The sequence below is a fragment of the Methyloprofundus sp. genome, from assembly GCF_965251085.1.
Taxonomy (GTDB): Bacteria; Pseudomonadota; Gammaproteobacteria; order Methylococcales; family Methylomonadaceae; genus Methyloprofundus.
Genome location: NZ_OZ252594.1, coordinates 59063 through 79930, shown reverse-complemented (window position 1 = coordinate 79930; position 20868 = coordinate 59063). Strand labels below are relative to the sequence as shown.

At 41.7% G+C, this 20868-nt stretch carries 18 protein-coding genes, 1 tRNA gene and 1 pseudogene; 5 read left to right on the top strand and 15 right to left on the bottom strand.

Going from position 1 to position 20868, the window contains the following annotated elements; all coding sequences use genetic code 11:
* Nucleotides 1-130: 130 nt before the first annotated feature.
* The 14 genes and pseudogenes from ACQY3F_RS00375 to nrdR all read right to left on the bottom strand — a co-directional run.
* Nucleotides 131-916 (bottom strand): annotated as a pseudogene (locus ACQY3F_RS00375) (site-specific DNA-methyltransferase); the annotation flags it as partial.
* 60 nt (nucleotides 917-976) lie between these two features.
* Nucleotides 977-1423: a hypothetical protein gene (locus tag ACQY3F_RS00370; RefSeq protein ID WP_428352961.1), complete on the bottom strand. Its 447-nt coding sequence runs from the start codon at nucleotides 1421-1423 to the stop codon at nucleotides 977-979.
* Between the two features lie 945 nt (nucleotides 1424-2368).
* Nucleotides 2369-3082, bottom strand: a complete 714-nt coding sequence (locus tag ACQY3F_RS00365; RefSeq protein ID WP_428352960.1) for a TVP38/TMEM64 family protein — start codon at nucleotides 3080-3082, stop codon at nucleotides 2369-2371.
* A gap of 57 nt (nucleotides 3083-3139) precedes the next feature.
* Nucleotides 3140-3748, bottom strand: a complete 609-nt coding sequence (locus ACQY3F_RS00360) for a DUF2780 domain-containing protein (protein ID WP_428352959.1) — start codon at nucleotides 3746-3748, stop codon at nucleotides 3140-3142.
* A gap of 159 nt (nucleotides 3749-3907) precedes the next feature.
* Nucleotides 3908-4918 carry a rhodanese-related sulfurtransferase gene (locus ACQY3F_RS00355; protein WP_428352958.1) on the bottom strand — a complete coding sequence of 337 codons (1011 nt, stop codon included), beginning with the start codon at nucleotides 4916-4918 and terminating at the stop codon, nucleotides 3908-3910.
* Between the two features lie 433 nt (nucleotides 4919-5351).
* Entirely contained in the window at nucleotides 5352-5858 is a 507-nt protein-coding gene (locus ACQY3F_RS00350; RefSeq protein ID WP_428352957.1) for a hypothetical protein, read from the bottom strand.
* A 45-nt stretch (nucleotides 5859-5903) separates the two neighbouring features.
* Entirely contained in the window at nucleotides 5904-8693 is a 2790-nt protein-coding gene (locus ACQY3F_RS00345) for a DNA translocase FtsK (protein ID WP_428352956.1), read from the bottom strand.
* Between the two features lie 108 nt (nucleotides 8694-8801).
* Nucleotides 8802-10262 carry a phosphomannomutase gene (locus tag ACQY3F_RS00340; RefSeq protein WP_428352955.1) on the bottom strand — a complete coding sequence of 487 codons (1461 nt, stop codon included), beginning with the start codon at nucleotides 10260-10262 and terminating at the stop codon, nucleotides 8802-8804.
* Between the two features lie 74 nt (nucleotides 10263-10336).
* Entirely contained in the window at nucleotides 10337-10774 is a 438-nt protein-coding gene (nusB, locus tag ACQY3F_RS00335) for a transcription antitermination factor NusB (protein WP_428357573.1), read from the bottom strand.
* The gene (gene ribH, locus ACQY3F_RS00330; RefSeq protein WP_428352954.1) at nucleotides 10774-11250 is read right to left on the bottom strand and encodes a 6,7-dimethyl-8-ribityllumazine synthase; all 477 of its coding nucleotides are present in this window, start codon (nucleotides 11248-11250) and stop codon (nucleotides 10774-10776) included. Before ribH ends, nusB begins: the two co-directional genes overlap by 1 nt.
* A gap of 66 nt (nucleotides 11251-11316) precedes the next feature.
* On the bottom strand, nucleotides 11317-12423 hold the full coding sequence (ribBA, locus tag ACQY3F_RS00325; protein ID WP_428352953.1) for a bifunctional 3,4-dihydroxy-2-butanone-4-phosphate synthase/GTP cyclohydrolase II: 1107 nt from the start codon (nucleotides 12421-12423) through the stop codon (nucleotides 11317-11319).
* Between the two features lie 4 nt (nucleotides 12424-12427).
* The gene (locus ACQY3F_RS00320; protein ID WP_428352952.1) at nucleotides 12428-13081 is read right to left on the bottom strand and encodes a riboflavin synthase; all 654 of its coding nucleotides are present in this window, start codon (nucleotides 13079-13081) and stop codon (nucleotides 12428-12430) included.
* 24 nt (nucleotides 13082-13105) lie between these two features.
* Complete coding sequence (ribD, locus tag ACQY3F_RS00315) at nucleotides 13106-14212, bottom strand: bifunctional diaminohydroxyphosphoribosylaminopyrimidine deaminase/5-amino-6-(5-phosphoribosylamino)uracil reductase RibD (protein ID WP_428352951.1); 1107 nt, start codon at nucleotides 14210-14212, stop codon at nucleotides 13106-13108.
* The gene (nrdR, locus tag ACQY3F_RS00310) at nucleotides 14205-14669 is read right to left on the bottom strand and encodes a transcriptional regulator NrdR (protein WP_428352950.1); all 465 of its coding nucleotides are present in this window, start codon (nucleotides 14667-14669) and stop codon (nucleotides 14205-14207) included. Before nrdR ends, ribD begins: the two co-directional genes overlap by 8 nt.
* A gap of 110 nt (nucleotides 14670-14779) precedes the next feature.
* Between nrdR and ACQY3F_RS00305 the strand changes: the two genes are divergently transcribed.
* From ACQY3F_RS00305 to ACQY3F_RS00290, 4 genes are all read left to right on the top strand, one after another.
* Entirely contained in the window at nucleotides 14780-15412 is a 633-nt protein-coding gene (locus tag ACQY3F_RS00305; RefSeq protein ID WP_428352949.1) for a class II aldolase/adducin family protein, read from the top strand.
* A 78-nt stretch (nucleotides 15413-15490) separates the two neighbouring features.
* The gene (locus ACQY3F_RS00300) at nucleotides 15491-15997 is read left to right on the top strand and encodes a cytochrome P460 family protein (RefSeq protein ID WP_428352948.1); all 507 of its coding nucleotides are present in this window, start codon (nucleotides 15491-15493) and stop codon (nucleotides 15995-15997) included.
* Nucleotides 15998-16397: 400 nt separating this feature from the next.
* The gene (gene ettA / locus ACQY3F_RS00295) at nucleotides 16398-18065 is read left to right on the top strand and encodes an energy-dependent translational throttle protein EttA (RefSeq protein WP_428352947.1); all 1668 of its coding nucleotides are present in this window, start codon (nucleotides 16398-16400) and stop codon (nucleotides 18063-18065) included.
* A gap of 93 nt (nucleotides 18066-18158) precedes the next feature.
* Nucleotides 18159-18234 (top strand) — tRNA-Arg (locus ACQY3F_RS00290).
* Between the two features lie 427 nt (nucleotides 18235-18661).
* Here the strand turns inward: ACQY3F_RS00290 and ACQY3F_RS00285 are convergent.
* Nucleotides 18662-18811, bottom strand: a complete 150-nt coding sequence (locus ACQY3F_RS00285) for a hypothetical protein (protein ID WP_428352946.1) — start codon at nucleotides 18809-18811, stop codon at nucleotides 18662-18664.
* 577 nt (nucleotides 18812-19388) lie between these two features.
* Between ACQY3F_RS00285 and ppnN the strand changes: the two genes are divergently transcribed.
* Nucleotides 19389-20759: a nucleotide 5'-monophosphate nucleosidase PpnN gene (gene ppnN, locus ACQY3F_RS00280; protein WP_428352945.1), complete on the top strand. Its 1371-nt coding sequence runs from the start codon at nucleotides 19389-19391 to the stop codon at nucleotides 20757-20759.
* Nucleotides 20760-20868 lie beyond the last annotated feature (109 nt).

Below are 20868 nucleotides of genomic sequence, written 5' to 3'. Positions count from 1 at the left end.
TTAGTTTAACCTAAATGAGTACCATTTTCATTTCTTTAGCTGAAAATATCAATCATTTGACAATAATTCCCTAACCCTTTAATTATATTGCCTAGTTTAAGTTTTAATGGATTTCTTTCAGGATAGCGAATCAAGATGTCTGATCTTGGGCATTAAACCCCATAAGAGCATGAGCAGTAGTGCTGGAACCTGAAAAGAAATCCAAAATAAGAGCATCAGAATCTATGGAAATTTGAAAAATGCGCCTTAACAAGCCCGTTGGCTTAGGATTATCAAATGGTGCAGATGTTTCAAATATTTTTTTTAGTTCTTTTCTTGAACTATCTGTATGTCCAACGTCTTCATAAGACCAGTAACTATTTGGAATTACACCTTGTTGAACTTCATTTAAATATCTTTTTAGTTGAGGAGCCCCAGTACCTTTTTGACCAAAAAACACTCTGCCTTCTGTAATCCATTCAGCCATCTTTGTTTTGTTTGTTAACCAGCAACGCCCTTGAGTTGGAAGAAACTTTTCTCCAGTCTTAGGATTTGTGATTTCATAAAGATAAGCTTCAGAGACAGTTTTAACTGTCAAATTATCTGATCTCCAACGACCTTTTCCATCATTACTGTCATACTTATAAAGTGAATCTTGTTTGTCTGTTCTCGGAAGAAGTAATCGATTAAATTTAGTGGATTTTTGATACACCAAAATATGGTCATGCATAGCAGGTATTCCCTTCGCATCATTAGATGCCGCATACCTTTTATGCCAAATAATATTAGAAACAAAGTTTTCCTCCCCAAAAATCTCATCACATAACTTCCGTAAATTCGCTACTTCATTATCATCAATAGAGATAAATATAACCCCATCATCTGTTAATAAATTCCTCGCCAATTTAAGGCGTGGATACATCATATTTAACCAGTTGGTATGATAGCGTCCTGAAGACTCAGCATTAGTTCCAAACTTATGCCCTTCGTCATCTTTCTACCCTGTATACTGCATATAGGTATCGAGATTATCACGATAATTATCGGGGTAGATAAACTCTTTACCTGTGTTATACGGTGGATCGATATAAATCATCTTCACCTGATTATGATAAGACTTTTGCAGTAGCTTTAAGACTTCTAAATTATCGCCCTCGATAAACAGGTTTTGGGTACTGTCCCAGTGTTTACTTTCTGCTTTGCAGGGGCGTAATGTCCCAGTAGAAACAGTTTGTGCAATACGCTTGGCTTGGGTTTTACCATGCCAGGTAAAATTATAGCGTTCGTCCTGTGTTTCTAATGTTTCACCTAAGGCTTGCTGTAATTTATCAAAATCTATTTTGCCTTCGCTAAACACATCGGGGAATAGACTTTTTAATTTATCGATATTGTCTTGAACAATATCAAAGCTACTACCGTCAGTGTCCTGATTTAATTTTTCCATGTTTTTACTCGCTTAGGATTTCTTTTTACTTGTAAGTGTTCAGCTCCCCTTTCCAGCATTAGCAGCATTAGGGTCAGGTCCCGAATTGCGAATTAAACCAATGCGAAGGGACAGACTCGATTGATTCACTCACAGGAATTTTTGGTAGCAGTAAACTTCTGCTCTCTGATGAAGTATTGAGCAGGTCATCATTCGCCTTCATCGGTTCGACTATTACAGGCAAACATTTTATATTTTTATAATCTCAACAAAGGAAAACAAGTAATGGCTACTTATAGATTACACAATACCAATGGCATTTATGAAATTAATCCAAACAAACAGGAGAACCATTTTTTTATGAATAAAACCAGCTTGCCGATAGCAAGCTTATAGTCGTATGATAACCCCATCAACTTCTTAGACGAAGCTGATACGTTGAGATTAATTATAAGTAAGTTATGCTTATTGGACTATAAATAGGAACAGGTAAACAGAAGGAATTCCCAGATAATTATAACTTATTGATTTATAGAAACAATAAATTAATAATTGAGTTTTTTAAACTTTATATAAACACCCTAGAAAGGTGTTTATATAAAGTTGGTGTTAAAAAAATCGGGTGGAGTGCAATAGGTTCAGCTATTGCTGTTGCGGAAAAAGCTAAAGCTCTTTTACTCCCATCTTTAAGACATTTTAAAAAGGTAGCTCTAATGTATACCGCTACTCTTAACACTCTCTAACAGTGTCAGGCAGAACCTACCCACGCCCACAGGACGTGGTTATTATTTTTAATATCACACTTTCAAAAAATTTTAGCTTCACCCAGAGGTTAAGCGGACATTTTTTGCAAGTGCGGTGGAATCAAGAGCTTGTGCTAGAAAACGTGAGTAACTGATTTTTCTAGGATAAACACGGTTTATTCTAAAAAAACTGCTAATACAATGCGTTACACAGGTACTGAGTTTAAAGCGCTATTTCAGCATCAGGATGCATTTGTGCAAGCTGATGTTTTGCTATTTTAGAAATCAATAAAATCACTAAAACACTCGCAAAAATCCCGCCAAACAATAATATGTTTTGTGGCCCTTCGTAGTTGTCACCTTGCGTTAACTGGTCCGAGAAGTGGGCAGCAAGATATCCGAAGTAAACCAGAGCAGTGTTATAGATAAATAACCCGCTTGTTGCTATCCAGTAAGGTAAAAATCGAGTCTTACTAATCGCAAAAATATAACTAAGCAAAGCAAATGGAATAGGTAATAGGCGCAGTAAAAACATAACCTTGAAGCCATTATCATCGACTAATTGAGAAAACGCTTCAAGTTTAGGATGCTGCTGTAACAGCATTTGAGCTTTTTCTCTAGCAGCAAACCTGCCTAGATAAAAGATAACAGCAGAAGCCAGCATGGTTGCTATCATGACGTAAACAATCGCTTCACTCAGGCTAAATAGCGCACCTGCAATAACGCATAATACATCGACAGAGAAAAAAAATGGCGTGAGTAAAATAAACAAGGCAATAAACCCAATGCTCGCCCAGGGTCCTAATTCTTTTAAACCCGCTTCAATCAGAGTAATATGACTTTCCAGCCAATAGCCGATAAAGATAACGCTAATTATTACAACTAAAGAAGTAAAAATCCGACGAGTTGAATAACTGTGATTATGAAAAGATATCATAGGTAATTACTTAAAAATGGCAATCAACATTGCATAACTCAGGTGACTACTTGCTTGCTAATTTCCATATAAAGCAGATTGCAATATATCACCTGTCATATCACCGCCACTTTGTTTTACGTAATCTACGACCACTGGAACAAATTTATCGACCATATCAGGTGACAAATCTAAAGCACTAAACGAAGATGCTAGCGCAGCAAGGTTACCATAACTACTAGCGTTATCGCCTAACAATGACGATGCACCGCTAATCATACTGGCAGTTGAACCCGAGGTTTTGGGTGCTGCGCCTAATAAACTATCCATTTCAGGAACAGCTGAACTTAACTGTGAAAATTGGCCAGCATCCAGTTGTCCTTGTGCCGCTTTGAAAATAGCCCCTGCTCCACCAGATGCCTGAGCTGATGAAACACCTAACTTATTTACTAAGGTTTCGGTTAAACTACCTGTTGATGGTACAGCTGCTGATACTGCTCCCAGCGTAGATATCTGCTTACCTGTTTCTACTGCTTGTTGGGCGGTTCCCGCTGTATCTTGTACAGTGCTCAAGCCATTACTCACTGAATCAAGACTATAATCTGCAGCAAAGACGCAGGATGAACAGCCTAAGGAAATGGCTAATAAAAGTGGTCTATAGGATTGCACAAGTTGTAGGGTTTGCATGTCGTTTCCTTTCAAAAGTATTGTAATTATTAGCCATCAAGCAAGCATAAAGTTCTAGAACAAAGTCTAGCTTTTGCTAACACATATCTTAACAAAATCTGTCCAGAAAATATTCAAACAATAAATATCTTGCGAACATTATTACCTATTATTTGTAGATTATAACGCGGTATCCTGATATTTAGCTGCTTCTCTTTTTTCTCTTTGCTGATCTTTTTCCTGATATTTCAATGCCCGTCGTTGGGATGAAATATCATTTGCCAGTGAACCGATATGTTCTTCGCCACGTTGTTTCGCTAACTGGACTTGCTTTTCCCGTTCTGCAAATCGCTGCCTTTGCTGTTCGCTCACCTTATTATAGCAATGAGGACAGCTAACGCCTTTTTCATAGTGTTCACTTTGCTTATCATCCTCGGTGATAGGGTATCGGCAAGCATAACACTGGTCGTATTGACCTTTTTCTAGATCATGATTTACCGCAACCCGGTTGTCAAAAACAAAACACTCGCCTTCCCAGAGAGACTTTTCTACGGGCACTTCTTCAAGATATTTCAGTACCCCACCTTGCAGATGATAGACATCATCAAAGCCTTGCTCTTTTAAATAAGCGGTAGATTTTTCACAACGTATACCGCCAGTACAATACATAGCCACTTTTTTGTGCTTTGCCGGATCCATATGTTGCTTAACATATTCAGGAAACTCACGGAATGTCTCTGTTGCCGGATTAATCGCATTCTTAAAGCTACCTATTTGCACTTCATAATCGTTACGCGTATCAATCAAGAATACTTCAGGATCAGAAATCAGTGCGTTCCAGTCTTGTGGTTTCACATAAGTACCGACAATCTTCTTCGGGTCTATACTAGCGACACCCATTGTCACTATTTCTTTCTTGAGTTTAACCTTGCTACGATAAAACGGCATGTCCAACTCATAGGATTCCTTGCTTTCTAGTCCTGCAAGACGAGGGTCAGAACGCAACCAGGCCATGACAGAATCAATGCCCTTTCGATCACCGGCTATGGTTCCATTTATGCCCTCTTTGGCAAGTAATAAAGTCCCCTTTACCTGATGCGCTTCCATCAGTTGTAATAAGGGTTTTCTAAGTGCTGTGTAATCTTCCAGCGTGGCGAACTTATATAAAGCGGATACTACAATATTTGACATTTAACACCTGTATGCGAACCGGAACGTAAATCCGGAGCAAAGATTAATAAAGCTGGGTATTTTACAATATATTTGTTTATTTTATAAACACTTACTTAAAATACATTAAATATTTTCTGGTTTTAATATTTAACCTAGAAAAATCAGTTGAGCGCGAATTTATAGTGCAAGATATTGAATTAATATAACACTTCAGGATGGGTAGAACGTAACATCTGTGTTTTTTAGGTGCGCAGAAAAACCCATCAATCTCACTTAAAATGATGGGGTTCACTACGTGCTCTCACGAGTCGCAAAAAGACGCTCTACCCATCCTACGCAAAACCTTAACACAAAATATTAAAATAATCGTGCCTCCATACTGACTAGAGATACTAACTAGGAAAAATAGGCTTTAACCGTGATAGGCAGATATTATCAGCACTCAAATTACTTACAATCCGGTCATCAATAATATGCCAAAAGAACCAAAATAGGTCAGAATAAAATAAGCCAAGGACAGAAGTGTGCTCGTTCTCCAGCTATAATCAAACAGTCCTTTGATCAAATAGGTAATAATAATAATTGACCATACCACCAATATTACGCCGATATAAATGGGATAGCCCACTGTATCTGAGCCTTTAGCAAAAATAAACCAGAATGCCAAAGGTAAAGCGAAAAAATAAACGACATTTTCACAAACCAGAATCGCTGTTAAAAACCGTTCAAAATTATAGGTAGAGCCATCCTTCCATAACAAAACTGCCATAAAAAGAATGGTAATAAATATTTCGATAAATATTTGTATAAAAGCTTCAATCGGATCGCTTATATTCGCCTGTATAAACAGTCCTAGCAATAAATAAAGACCTAAATTAATAAATAAAAATTTTCTATCTGTGGGTAAATCTTCTGGATATCCACTCAGCCAACACAGTTGTAAATATTCTTTTAACATAACTATCAATAATTTTAAAATTCAACAACGCTGCCTTTGAGGTCCTTATTCTCTATCAAGCACGCGTCTGGAGCCATTGCCCTCAGGTTCACTTACAATATTCTCTTCTTCCATTTGATCAATCATTCTAGCAGCTCGATTATACCCTACCTTAAAGCGTCGTTGTACACTCGAAATAGAAGCCCTCCCTGTTTCCAGAACGAAACTCACTGCGTCAGCATATAATGCATCCACGTCATCTTGTGCATTTACCGCAGCAGATGTATTTTCAGCCGGTTCTTCCTGAGTAATTTCAAGCAGATAATTAGCCTTACCCAATGATTTTAAATAATCAACCACAGCATGTACTTCGTGATCATCCACAAAAGCCCCATGAGAGCGAGTAGGTACACTGGTACCTGAAGGTAAAAACAGCATATCACCATTACCCAGTAACGCTTCAGCTCCGCCCTGATCCAGAATGGTTCGTGAATCTATGCGTGAAGACACCTGAAAAGAAATACGTGTAGGCACATTCGCTTTAATCAACCCGGTAAGTACGTCTACCGAAGGCCGTTGTGTTGCCAGAATCAAATGAATACCTGCAGCCCGAGCCTTTTGTGCCAAACGGGCGATTAATTCCTCTACCTTTTTGCCGACAATCATCATCATATCGGCCAGCTCATCAATAACGATAACAATATTCGGTAAAGTACTTAACACTGGGAAAGTCTCACCTTCCTCTAAAGGATCGATTAACTGAAACAATGGATCACGGATGGTTTCACCCCGTGCTGCTGCATCGGTAATTTTCTGGTTAAATCCGCCAAGGTTTCTCACACCTACCTTTGACATTAGCTTATAGCGTCGCTCCATTTCTGCGACTGCCCAACGCAAGGCATTCTGCGCTTCATTCATATCGGTCACTACTGGCGTCAATAAATGCGGAATCCCCTCATAAATAGACAACTCCAGCATTTTTGGATCAACCATAATCATGCGCACCTGATCCGGCGTTGCTTTATACAGCATACTCAGAATCATGGTATTAATGGCCACCGACTTACCCGAACCTGTGGTTCCTGCCACCAATAAATGCGGCATTTTTGCTAAATCAGCAACCACCGTCTGGCCTGAAACATCTTTACCTAAAGCGAGGGTGATAGGAGACTTTGCTTGCTGGAACTGCTCCGAACTAATGATTTCTCGAAACGAAACCAGCTCCCGTTCCTGGTTAGGAATTTCCAGGCCAATATAAGGTGTCCCTTCGATAATATCAACCACACGTACACTGGTCACCAGCATGGCTCGCGCTAAATCTTTTGCCAATCCGTTTACACGGCTGACTTTAACCCCGGGAGCCAGCGATAATTCAAAGCGGGTAATAACCGGCCCAGGATATGCACCGACCACTTCTGCGCTGACTTTATAATCGTTAAGGACGCGCTCAACACTACGCGACATGATATCCAGTTCCTCACTGGTATAAGCATGTACCGACTGCTCATGCTGCTGTAATAATTCTATAGATGGTAGCTGGTATGCTGCTTGTTGTTGCGGGTTAAATGACCTAGAAAATCTTTGCGAAAAAGAAGAGATAATGCTCGCTGCCGTTTTTTCGGCCTGATCAAATAATGATGGGCTGGAATTAGCTGATTTAGTCTCGTTGTTTGTTATGGCTCCCGCTGCTTTTTCTTTAGCTTCCTGGAGCGCTTTAATCATAAAATCAGGCTCTTTGGGTAAACTAGGCGTTGCTTCGAGCTCTGTTTCTCCGCTGGGCTCTGAATCAATCTGCTCAACCTCTTCACCCTGGCTTACTGATTCTGTTTGTGCATTTTCAACCGCAAGTAATGCTCTGGCTATAAAGTCAGGATCATTTGCCAGAGAATCTGGACTAAAAGCATTTGTTTTCTGAGCCGTATTGGGTTGTTGCACATTTGCAATTGATTCAATCTCGATACTTTCCTCTTCAACCGGTGCATCAAGTTCTAAAGTGCTCTCTATCTCCTGCTTGCCAGCATACAACCCTTGTTGCATATCATCAGCAAAAGCTTCATCACTAACCGCTTGTACATCAACATTCTGTCTGCTTAATGTTTCTTGTGGCTTAATTGCCTCATCATTATCATCAACCTCAAGCACACGGGTATCTTCAGCGCCCCAATTCTCAGTATCAGGAAAAAAGGTTTTTAGCTCTGTTTCTAAATCGGCAAATGAATCCTCTACTTCATCAGCAGGTTGAAGTTTATCTTCTGTAGGAATTGACTCTTGAGTTTGCAATTTCTCAGTGCTTCTTGATAGCGGGGTTGGTGTCGTTGTCTCAACGATACCACTATCGATAGTTGCTGTATCAATGACTGAATCGACTGAAGAAAAATCAGTTATTGCGGTATTATTTTCAGCTTTTGCATCCTGAAAGTCTGAAAACAACGGTTCAGTTGTTAGATTCGGCTGTATTTCTGTGTCCGGCTCATGTTGTTGAACGGGATTGATTTCAACTTGCTTGCGGGGTGTGTTTCTGGGCTTAGTTCTCGGCTTATTTCGGGGAGTAACACGCTGGTTGGATTTGTTTATTTCCAGGCCTAGCAACTGTTTAAATTGGCAGACAAACCAGTCAATAATAGCTAAGGTTTTTTTTCCGACCCATTCCACGCCTGAAATAATGGTAAGACCCGTGATTTTTTGAAACGCAAATAGCGTACCGAATACAACAGCCAGCGGAATAACAATCATGGCTACTATTGCTACAATATCTTCGCCTGCCATTCCCGTACTTGTAACATCGCCGCTACGGCTTATGGCTTGGATAATCCAGATAACAGCAACAAGGAGAAAAATCAACAGCCCAGACCACATTAACCAAGGGCTGGAAAAGCTGGGAATAAGGGCGAAATAATCTTTTTTTACTGGTTTTCTTCTATTCACTGTCTACCCTTCATTTATATCAAAATCTGCTGATATGCCTTAAGCATATGTCACTTTCCAGCGATGCATCTGCTGTATACATAATTCATTCAGCGCTTGCGCCCTGACATAACTGCCTGCTTCGGTGTAACAGCGTAATTCAGGTGCATTACCCGATCCACGCAGATGTACAATTTCATCATTAGCCAGGGTAACTCTCACACCATCAGTAAAATTAAAGCTAACTGCCGGCTCTAACTGCCCGGAAAATAAATTTGAAAATACCGCCGCATCATCACTTAACTGCCCCGTTTGAATCTTTGCTAAAACGGATTGACTCAGCTCAGTAGCAAAGTCCTTGATTCTATCACTGAAAGTATAACGTTCAGGCAAAGTCTTGAGCAATGCGGCAATTGAAAGCTTTGCTTTTTGTGCTGCCAGTAAAATACACAGCGGCACAATAACAGCATCCCGGGTGGGTAACGCCGCCAGTTGCTTAGCACCCAGAGACACAGAAGTATTTAGTAAAAACCCACCATTGGCTTCATAGCCGCCTATCTTCTTGGCATCGCTAATGGATTGCATGGCAGAAATCACATAAGGTGAGCCGATCCGGGTACGTAGCACTTGAGCAAAACTAGCACTTTTTTCTACCGCACTATTGCTACTCACGGGTGTGGCAACAGCATCAAGTTGCAGAAATTGGGCAACTAAAATACCTGCAACATCACCCCGCAACCATTCACCATGCTCATCACTGACTAAAGGCCGATCCGCATCGCCATCGGTAGAAATAATACAATCCAGTGCATATTGCTCTGACCATTGTCTGGCTAATAGTATATCCTCTTCGCGTATTGCTTCGGTATCGACTGAAATAAAATGATCAGCACGTCCCAGAGGTAAAACTTCAGCCCCCAGGCCCGATAAAATGGTAGGTAATAAGTCACGTGCAACCGAAGAATGCTGGTATACACCAAGTCTCAAGCCTGCCAGGGCATTTTCCGGGAAAAAGTCTAAATACCTGGTTATATATTGTTGCTCTGCCAGTGGATTAAACGCTGGCAAATAATCTTCTTTAAATAAACTTTGGTCATTAAACAAAGCATTATTAAGCATAGGATCCTGTGCTAGTATGCCCTGCTCATCCTGCTTTAGTACTTCGCCTTCAGGCTTATTAAATTTGATACCATTGCGATCATCGGGAATATGACTGCCGGTGACCATAATGGTAGGTATGCTCTGACTAATACCGTATAAAGTTAAAGCCGGAGTGGGCAATAATCCACAATTTACTGGCTGATAGCCTGCATCGATCACTGCAGCAGCAACTGCATTCATTATTCTCGGAGTGCTACTGCGTAAATCCCCACCTATGCCAACCGTATGTCCAGCGTGTATCGCATTTATGGATCGCAGATAATCTAAAAAAGCGAGCGTATAGGCATAACAGACTTTATCTGTCATATCACTGACTAAACCGCGTATTCCACTGGTACCAAACTTTACCTTATTTTTCATATCACCCTGTTTTTTAAGATCATCAGATTATAAGAGATTAGATGAAAGGTAGAGGAATTCAGCCCGCTCTACCGTTAATTTTTCTTAAGTTTTGCAGCAATTTCCAGTTTACGCTGTACCTGTGCAACTTTATCCAGCACCCCATTCACATACCGATGACTGCCATCAGCACCAAATGATTTGGCTAGCTCTACCCCTTCATTAATCACTACTCGATAGGGAGTCTCAGGCTTATGCAATAATTCATAAACACCAATTCTTAATATCGCACGCTCTACAGGATCAATCTTTTCAACGTCACGATCTACGAATTCAGCCATCGAAGCATCAATTGCATCTAAATGCTTGGGCACGCCATGAAATATATCTGCAAAATAGCTTTTTTGCGCATTTTTCAAACGCTGGTCTTGTTGAAACTGTCCTTCAATAACGCTCAGGTTTTGTCCTGTCATTTGCCATTGATATAAAGCTTGAACAGCACACTGTCTGGCTTTAGTCTTTGCCGAACTCATCAAGCTTCCAGATTATTAAATAAACTCACCATTTCTATTGCAGATAGTGCAGCAGAAGCACCATTATTCCCTGCTTTAGTCCCGGCACGCTCAATCGCTTGCTCTATGCTGTCGACGGTTAATACGCCAAAGCTCACAGGTATATCATATTGCATAGAAACCTGGGCAATGCCTTTAACACATTCATTGGATACATATTCAAAATGAGGTGTTGCTCCACGAATAACCGCTCCGACCGCTATAATCGCATCATATTTTTTAGATGCTGCCACGCGCTGAACTACCATCGGTAATTCAAATGCACCCGGTGCTTTTACCAAAGTAATATCTTTTTTATCCACCCCGTGACGAACCAGTGCATCTATTGCGCCATTTTCTAATTGTTCAACTATAAAGCTGTTGAAACGCGATGCAATAATACAATATTTGCCGCTCTGCGCTGAAAAATTACCTTCTACTATTCTTACTGCTGACATATTTTCCTCTCTAAACATTTAAACTGTATAACTGGTTAAGCAAGCAAGACCGCCCAACGCATATTTTTATTCGGGTTCGCTTTCAACCAATTCTAAATTAAACCCTGATAAGCCAAAATAGGTTTTATGGGGGCCTAGGACTTTAATCTTATGCACGCCCAGATCGGCAAGAATTTGCGACCCGGTTCCAGTCGTGCGCCAGGTATCTGATTTCTCTACGACTGACGGAATAACCACGCCATTATCTTGCATTTGGTACTGATGTACCAATTCGGCTAACGCCTTATTGTTTTCATCCTGACGGATAATGACTAAAACCCCACGCCCTTCTGCTGCAATAAGTTTCATTGCTTCACGTACCGGCATCTGACAATCACTACGGGTGGATGAAAAAACATCATCCATTAAATTACGCGCATGAACGCGTACTAAAACCGGTTCATCATTACTCACATCGCCCATGACCACAGCGAGGTGCACTTTATTGTCGTTGCGATCCTGAAAAGCCACCAGTCGGAAATCACCATATTCAGTAGGTAGCGCACATTCACTGATGCGTTCCAGCGTACTTTCATTTTCAGTACGATAATGGATCAAGTCAGATATCGTACCAATTTTTAAATCATGTTTTTTAGCAAACACGTCAAGATCTGGACGTCTGGCCATTGAGCCATCATCATTTAAAATTTCTACAATAACACCCGCCGGCTCTGCGCCGGCCAATCTTGCCAGATCACAACCCGCTTCAGTATGTCCGGCACGGTTAAGTACTCCGCCATCGCGAGCACGAATTGGAAAAATATGCCCAGGCTGAACTATATCTTCAGGCTTTGCATCTTTGCCAACAGCAGCATGAATGGTTTTAGCCCTATCAGCCGCAGAAATACCCGTGGTCACACCGACCGATGCTTCTATGGAAACAGTGAAATTAGTTGAAAATGCAGCATTATTATCCCTGACCATCAGTGGTAAACGTAATTGCTGACAGCGCTCTCCGGTTAAAGTCAGACAAATCAATCCACGCCCAAAACGCGCCATAAAATTAATATCTTCAGGACGCACATGCGCTGCCGCCATCACTAAATCGCCTTCATTTTCACGGTCTTCATCATCCATAATAATGACCATTTTACCCTGGCGAATATCTTCAATAATTTCCTCAGTTGTATTCATCTAACTAAATAAACCCGCTCTCTTTTAATAAAGTTTCTGTCACACCAGACGTACAGTTTTCTGCCGCCTCGCCTTTCATTAAACGCTCCATATAGCGCGCCAGTAGATCAACTTCTATATTGACCTTGTCATTCACTTCGGCAAATCCCAAGCTGGTTTCCTTTAAGGTATGCGGCACAATATTGACACTGAATACCGCACCATCAATCGTATTAACCGTTAAGCTAATACCATTGATACAAATTGAGCCTTTTTCAGCAATATATTTAGCAAGCTCATTAGGCACTCTAAATTTGAAGTGCACTGAACGACCATCGGGCTTTTTTTCCAGTACTGTCGCCAAGCCATCCACATGCCCGCTAACAATATGCCCGCCTAAACGGGTTTGCGGTGTTAAAGCCAGCTCTAGGTTTACCGGGGTACCAATAGTCGCCTGTTTTAAATTAGTCCTTGCCAGCGTTTCATTAGAAACATCGGCGACAAAGCTATGTTCGGTCAAGGCTACGGCGGTTAAACAAATGCCATTAACAGCAATGCTGTCACCCAGACACGCATCTGCCAGAGACAGCTTGCCGCTATCTACGCTTAAGCGCACATCTCCCGCTTTTTGCTCAATGCCGGTAATTTTACCTATGGCTAAAATAATGCCTGTAAACATATTATGTTGGTACCTGCTTATGTATTATTTGATTGTAACTTTATAGTGTAAGCGTATATCCATGCTGATTTTACGCATATCAACAAATTGTAATTGAATTTTATCCGCCATCTCGACCACATCCGGCATTGCAAATAAACCACGACCACTAGCACCTAAAATACTCGGAGCCATATACACGATACATTCATCTATCAACCCCTGTTGTAGCATAGCGCCATTGAGAACACTGCCCGCCTCAATCAAGACATCATTTACCTGCTGCTGCGCCAAAAATATTAATACTTCCTGTAAATCTAGACGACCCTTAGTATCGGCCTCTAAGTGATAAACTTCAGCACCTACCTGTTCCAGTGCTTCTATCTTCAGTTGCTCATTGGCACAGGTCAAAATAATAGTACGTCCGGCTAATGCTAATAGCTTTGCAGTAACCGGCGTCCTGAGTGATGAATCCAGGATAACGCGAATAGGTTGCTCTACATCAACATTCTCCATGCGTACGTTCATACTCGGGTCATCAGCTAAAACCGTATCGATACCCGTTAAGACTGCACCGCTTGCCGCACGCAGCTTTTGTACATCCTGTCTTGCTTCAGGCGATGTAATCCATTTACTTTCTCCTGAGGCCATTGCTGTACGGCCATCTAAACTCATCGCTAGTTTGCTGGTAACATAAGGTTTACCACTTAGCATACGGGTGATAAAACCCTTATTTAACTGTTGAGCTTCCGTTTCCAGAACACCACAGCATACGCTTATGCCCGCTTGCTCCAGTAATGCCTGGCCCTTTCCTGCAACTAAAGGGTTGGGGTCCTGCATGGCGATTACAACTCGCGTCACTCCTGCTTTAATCAAAGCCTCAGCGCATGGCGCTGTTCTACCATAATGGCTACAGGGCTCTAGAGTCACATAAGCCGTTGCGCCTTGTGCATTTTTAGTTTGTTTTAACGCTTCAACCTCGGCATGTCCCTGCCCTGCCCGCTTATGCCAGCCTTCGGCAATAATTGTATTATTTTTAACTAAGACGCATCCAACACGCGGATTAGGCTTAGTGGTATAGTTGCCTTTTTTAGCCAATAACAAGGCTCGCGCCATATACTCACAATCTTGTGCTGTCGCTTGCTCACGCATTATCTTGTTTGCTTTGTAAATCAGCGATCATGTCGGTAAATTCGCTAACATCCTGAAAACTACGATAAACGGAAGCAAAACGTACAAACGCCACATGATCTAAAGCGCTTAATTCTGTCATCACCTGCTCACCGACCTGCATGGCTGCAACTTCTCTATCACCGCTAGCCATCAGTGCTTTTTTAATGCGCGTAACCGCAGCCTCTATCTGATCACTGCTGACTGGCCTTTTTTCCAACGCACGTAAAATTCCCGCACGTAACTTTTGCTCATTAAATGGCTCACGTAAACCATCACGCTTTACGATCCTTGGCAAATTAAATTCAGTCACTTCATAGGTTGTAAACCGCTCTTTACAGGCCACGCATTCACGCCGACGACGCACTTGATCGCCTTCATTTGCTAACCGGGAATCAATGACCCGGGTATCTTGAGCAGTACAGAATGGACAACGCATAAAATCTCTTACTGTGCTATAAATAATGTGAATCGAGCATCACAAGAAAACAGCTAATTTTACAATAAATTAGCACTTAAAGCTGAGTTAATTACTATTCCCCCTCTCATATGCTTAAACAAGAAACCGAAGGCGTTATTAAATATCACTTAAACCATGAATTCACTGCCGCTAACCCTAAATGGGATATTGTCGCTATCAATACCTGGCGAACCCTACTTTATCAATTAAAATTGATAGGCCAGCATGCAGATAGATATATGGGCTACGGTTATGGAAATATCAGTCAGCGTACAGAGGGGGAACAGTTTCTTATTAGTGGTACGCAGACTAGCGGTATTGCAAAATTAACGCTAGAAAATTATTGCCTGGTAGAAGCGACTGACTTAGCTAGTAATACACTATATTCCAGTGGCCCATGTAACCCTTCTTCAGAAGCCTTAAGCCATGCCAGTGTTTACCAACATGATAAAAGCATCCAATGCGTTATCCACGCACATAACCCTGATATATGGCACGCCACTAAAGATCTAAAATTACCCTGCATTGCTCAAGGTGTTGCTTACGGCACGCCTGATATGGCCCATGCAATTAATCAACTATTTCATTCGGGTCGTTTAAAACACCAGTCATTGTTTACCATGCTAGGCCACAAAGACGGAGTGTTTTCTTTTGGTCAGGATTTCCCCCGGGCGGCCTTCACGATGATTAATACTTTGGCTAGTGCCAGGCAATTGAAATAAGCAAATTCAAACTATCGAATTATTTGTTGCTATGGTAAAAGTATATTCCCTCCCTTACTTTCTTAAAGAAAAATGCAGATGAAACAATTAGTCCAACTGATAATACTTAATTTTTTAATTTTTCTACCCTCTATCAGTCATGCCGAAACAGTGCAAGCTGCGCCGAACGGTATAGAATATCCTCAAGGCTTAACCAACTGGCGTGTTATTGGTACATCAATACGTAACGATAATAATACCCAGCGGGTCATCCTGGGGAATTCCATTGCTATAAAAGCAGCACGCGCCAACACGAATAAGCTGCAATGGCCGAAAGGAGCCATTCTTGCCAAATTAGTCTGGAAAAATAGCACGTTGGCGACCTGGCAGGCAGCAACTGTACCCGGAGACTTTGTGCATGCAGAAATCATGGTTAGGGACACAAAAAAATATGCTGCAACAGGTGGCTGGGGATATGCTCGCTGGACTGGTCTGGAATTAAAACCCCATGGACAGGATAGCTCGTTTGTCGAGACTTGCGCAAACTGCCATAAAGCGGCTGAGAGTACAGGTTTTGTCTTTACCCGACCTGCAAAATTACCCTAAGGAACGCGCACGAAATAAGTTGAACATCTAGCGCAGTATTTTTATTCGTATTCAAAGCCTGCCCCGTGCTTGATACGGGGGCGTAGAAACAGGCGCATAGCCAGCTACGAAACTGTCTCTACAACGCTGAAGACGGATAAAAAGACAAGTTAGTTGCTTAAGTTATTCCGTGCACGTTCCTAAGCAAGCTATAATGCCCAATATTAAAGCTTAAGGAGCGAGAGTTTAATAATATCCGAAAGTATGACGCAGGGTTTTGGCTTCACAGGCGTGTTAGGAAAACAGGCGCATAGCAGGCTACGCAACTGTTTTTCTAGCGCGACTGTGGAGTCAAAACACAAGTTAGACTCGGGTATTATTGAATTCTCGCTCCTTAACATTCAATAATCGATTAAACACCATGGCACAATACATTTTCTCTATGAACCGGGTGGGCAAAATTGTCCCGCCTAAAAAATATATCCTAAAAGATATTTCGCTATCCTTTTTTCCAGGTGCAAAAATTGGCGTACTGGGCCTAAATGGCTCGGGTAAATCTACTTTACTACGCATTATGGCAGGGGTAGATACTGAGATTGAAGGCGAAGCAATTCCCATGAAAGGCATTAACATCGGCTACCTTTCGCAAGAACCACAGCTTAACCCGGACAAAGATGTCCGTGGCAATGTCGAAGAAGGACTGGGGGAAATGCAGAAAATTGTTAACCGCTATAATGCTATTAATGATGCCTTTGCCGATCCGGATGCTGATTTTGATGCCTTATTAGCCGAACAGGCCGAATTACAAGAAAAAATCGAAGCAGCTAACGCCTGGGAATTAGACCGGGAATTAGAAATCGCAGCCGATGCATTACGCCTCCCTCCCTGGGATGCCGATGTTACGAAACTTTCCGGTGGTGAGAAACGCCGGGTAGCGCTATGCCGTTTATTGCTGTCTAAACCAGATATGTTGCTATTAGACGAACCGACCAACCATCTGGATGCAGAATCAGTCGCCTGGTTAGAGCGCTTTTTACTCGACTACCCAGGAACTGTAGTTGCTGTAACCCATGACCGATACTTTCTGGATAATGTTGCTGGCTGGATTTTAGAACTTGATAGAGGTCAGGGAATTCCATGGGAAGGCAATTATTCATCTTGGCTAGAACAAAAAGAAGCCCGTCTGGAACAAGAAGATAAACAGGAATCTTCACGCCAAAAAGCCATGAAAGCGGAATTGGAATGGGTACGCTCCAATGCCAAAGGTCGTCATGCTAAGAGCAAATCTCGTCTGGCACGTTTTGATGAACTTTCCTCACAGGAAGCGCAGAAACGTAATGAAACTCAGGAGCTTTTTATCCCGCCTGGCCCTCGCCTAGGTGATGTAGTGATTGATGCAGAGCATGTTAACAAAGGCTTTGGCGAGCGTTTATTAATTAATGACTTAAGCTTCAAATTACCACCCGGTGGAATCGTGGGTATTATTGGCCCAAACGGAGCAGGTAAAACAACCTTGTTCCGTATGATGTCCGACATGGAAAAAGCAGATTCAGGTGAAATTAAACTAGGCTCAACGGTACAACTTTCACATGTTGATCAGTCACGAGATGACCTGGACGATAATAAAACAGTCTGGGAAGAAATTTCCGATGGGCTGGATTTAATAACGGTCGGCACCTACGAAACACCCTCGCGCTCCTATTGTGGCCGGTTTAATTTCAAAGGCGGTGATCAACAAAAACGTATTGGTGATTTATCCGGCGGAGAACGTAACCGTGTGCATTTAGCCAAGCTATTGCGTAGTGGCGGAAATGTCCTACTACTGGATGAACCAACCAACGACCTGGATGTTGAAACCCTGCGCGCGCTGGAAGAAGCGCTGTTAGCCTTTCCTGGCTGTGCCGTGGTTATTTCACATGATCGCTGGTTCCTAGATAGAATTGCGACACATATGCTGGCTTTTGAAGGTGATAGTAATGTAGTCTGGTTTGAAGGCAACTATGCTGATTACGAAGCCGATCGTCATAAGCGCCTTGGTACAGATGCAGATACCCCGCACCGGATTAAATACAAAAAGATCAGCCTCTAAACAATGCGGTACCCAAAGCGTACCGTAATATTTACTGTAACCAAAGCTATTTTTCAGAGTAGTTCACTGATTAATTGTTATAATACTCACACAGTCCCCGTTGCATAACTGGATAATGCAGTCCCCTCCTAAGGGATAGCTGGCGGTTCGAGTCCGTCCGGGGACGCCATATAAAAAAGCCTTATCGGTATTAGCCTCTACCTGCGATACGATAACTTCCTTAAGCAATGTACAGGAAACAAATTAGTCAAGCTGGAAGCGGGATCTTTAGTCCCGCTATATTCTATGCGGGACTAAAGATCCCGCTTCCATTACTTGTTGTAGATTTTATTTCGTGCTCGTTTGTAAGCTATAAATTAGCGAGTCGCTGATGCTATCAAGTTAGGTATGACTTTAAAAAAATAAGGGTAGGTCTTCTGTTGCTCTCGAATAAAAACATACTTTACTCGACTTCTTTCGCAAAGAAGACCGCTGCCTTTTTTAATATTTCGCGCTCCATACGCAATTGCTCAACTTCCTTACCTAACCCGACTAATTCGAACTGACCAGATAAGCTCGGTGTTGATTTTGTTTCGATTATTGGTCCTCGTTCTGCTCTAACCTAGCGCCCAATCGAACTTAAGGGTACGGCCTAAGCTGTCTGCAGCTTGTTGGTGGGTATACCCTTTGTCCATAACTAATTTGACTGCATCTTGTTTAAATTCAAGATTATATTTAGGTCTTTTTGGTTTAGCTTGCTTACTCATATTCACCTCTAATCGACATTATAAATCTGTCTTTAGAAGTGTCCTGTTTTATTAAACCATTTCAATATTTTGGAACCCACACAATATGATATTGGCAATGCCATACCACATGTGATAATTTACGAAATCTACTCATGCTTTTTCTCCTGGTTTTTGTTGTGGCGACAACATGACTAGAATGCATGAGTAGACTTTATTTCTCCAGGCGGAGCCTTTCGACCAACTCCACGTCCTAAGGGCGTGGTTTAATTTTTAAAGGGCGTATAAGGTTAGCTCCTCTTGATACAATATATGGGATTGAAACAAGCCAATGAAGCTCCCTGTAACACATTAATTATTATAGAGTTACATGAACAATGATAACCAAAATTACGATCAACGGTACCACAATATATAGTGGGTACAGGAGCTAACCGTATACCCCCTATTTTTAATTAAATTAAAACTATACATTTAACATTTGAAACTATGGAAATACGTATTCGATAGTGTTGTAATACTTCGATAAAACACCTTATGCCTACCTTTCTAGACTCTGTAATGTACTAAATATTTTAATAGGACTTATTCAGAATAAATGCAAACACATACTATAGATATACGAATTTCACCAGAAGTACATTTGGCCGTATTATCACGTACCGAAGTCAACAAATTGCTGGATACAAGTCAGGGCGGCTTATACCAGATATTACATAATTGTGCGCTAGCCGTTTTAAATTCTGGCAGTGAATCTGATGATGGTAAGGAATTACTGGAACGGTACAGCGATTTTTCAATTAAAGTTATTCAGGAAGAACGTGGCATTAAACTTGACCTAAAAAATGCACCTGCCATTGCTTTTGTCGATGGCGAAATGATTAAAGGTATACGTGAGCATTTATTTGCCGTATTACGTGATATTGTTTATGTCAGCGACGAGATTAATGACAATCCGAAATTTGACCTGCAAAGCTCTGAAGGCGTTAGCAATTCAGTGTTCCACATTTTACGCAACGCCAACATCATTCATCAAAGTACCGAACCCAAACTCGTTGTATGCTGGGGCGGCCATTCAATCTCACGAGAAGAATATACTTACACCAAACAAGTAGGCTATGAAATTGGCTTACGCGACATGAATATCTGTACAGGTTGTGGACCAGGCGCGATGAAAGGTCCCATGAAAGGGGCCACTATTGGCCATGCTAAACAGCGTATTGATCACGGGCACTATATCGGCATTACAGAGCCTGGCATCATCGCTGCTGAATCACCTAACCCTATCGTGAATGACCTAGTCATATTACCGGATATTGAAAAGCGCCTGGAAGCGTTTGTCCGCATAGGTCATGGAATCATTGTCTTTCCGGGTGGTGCGGGCACTGCAGAGGAAATACTCTATTTACTGGGAATTTTACTACATCCTGAAAATGCAGAAATGCCCTTCCCTGTTATTTTTACCGGGCCTGAGTCATCAGCGGAATATTTTAAACTAATTAATGCGTTTATAGGCGAAACATTAGGTTTCGAAGCGCAACAACGATATAAAATTATCATCGATGACCCGGCAAGAGTCGCGCGGGAAATGAAACTCGGAATTCGTCAGGTTCGTGAATTCCGTAAGAGTAAAGCGGATGCTTATTATTTTAACTGGAGTTTGAAAATCGCTGCCGAATTTCAACAACCTTTTATTCCTACCCATGAAAATATGGCCGAACTGCAACTACATAAAAATCAGGAGAAACACCAGTTGGCCGCAAATTTACGCCGCGCTTTTTCTGGCATAGTTGCTGGGAATGTTAAGGATGAAGGTATCCGTGCCATTGAGCGGCACGGACATTTTGAAATAAGCGGGGATAAAGAAGTAATGCAACCCGTTGATGCCTTACTTGCAGCTTTTGTCAGCCAGAAACGCATGAAACTTCCTGGTACGACTTATGTGCCTTGTTATAAGATTGTTTCTTAGGATTACATCACTCGCTAAGTCCATTTCATAGGGCGTGGATTTAGCCTGCCGGTTCATGCGACCTGGGGAAAAGGCGGGCTAAAGCCACACCCTACCCTTTTTTGCAAGA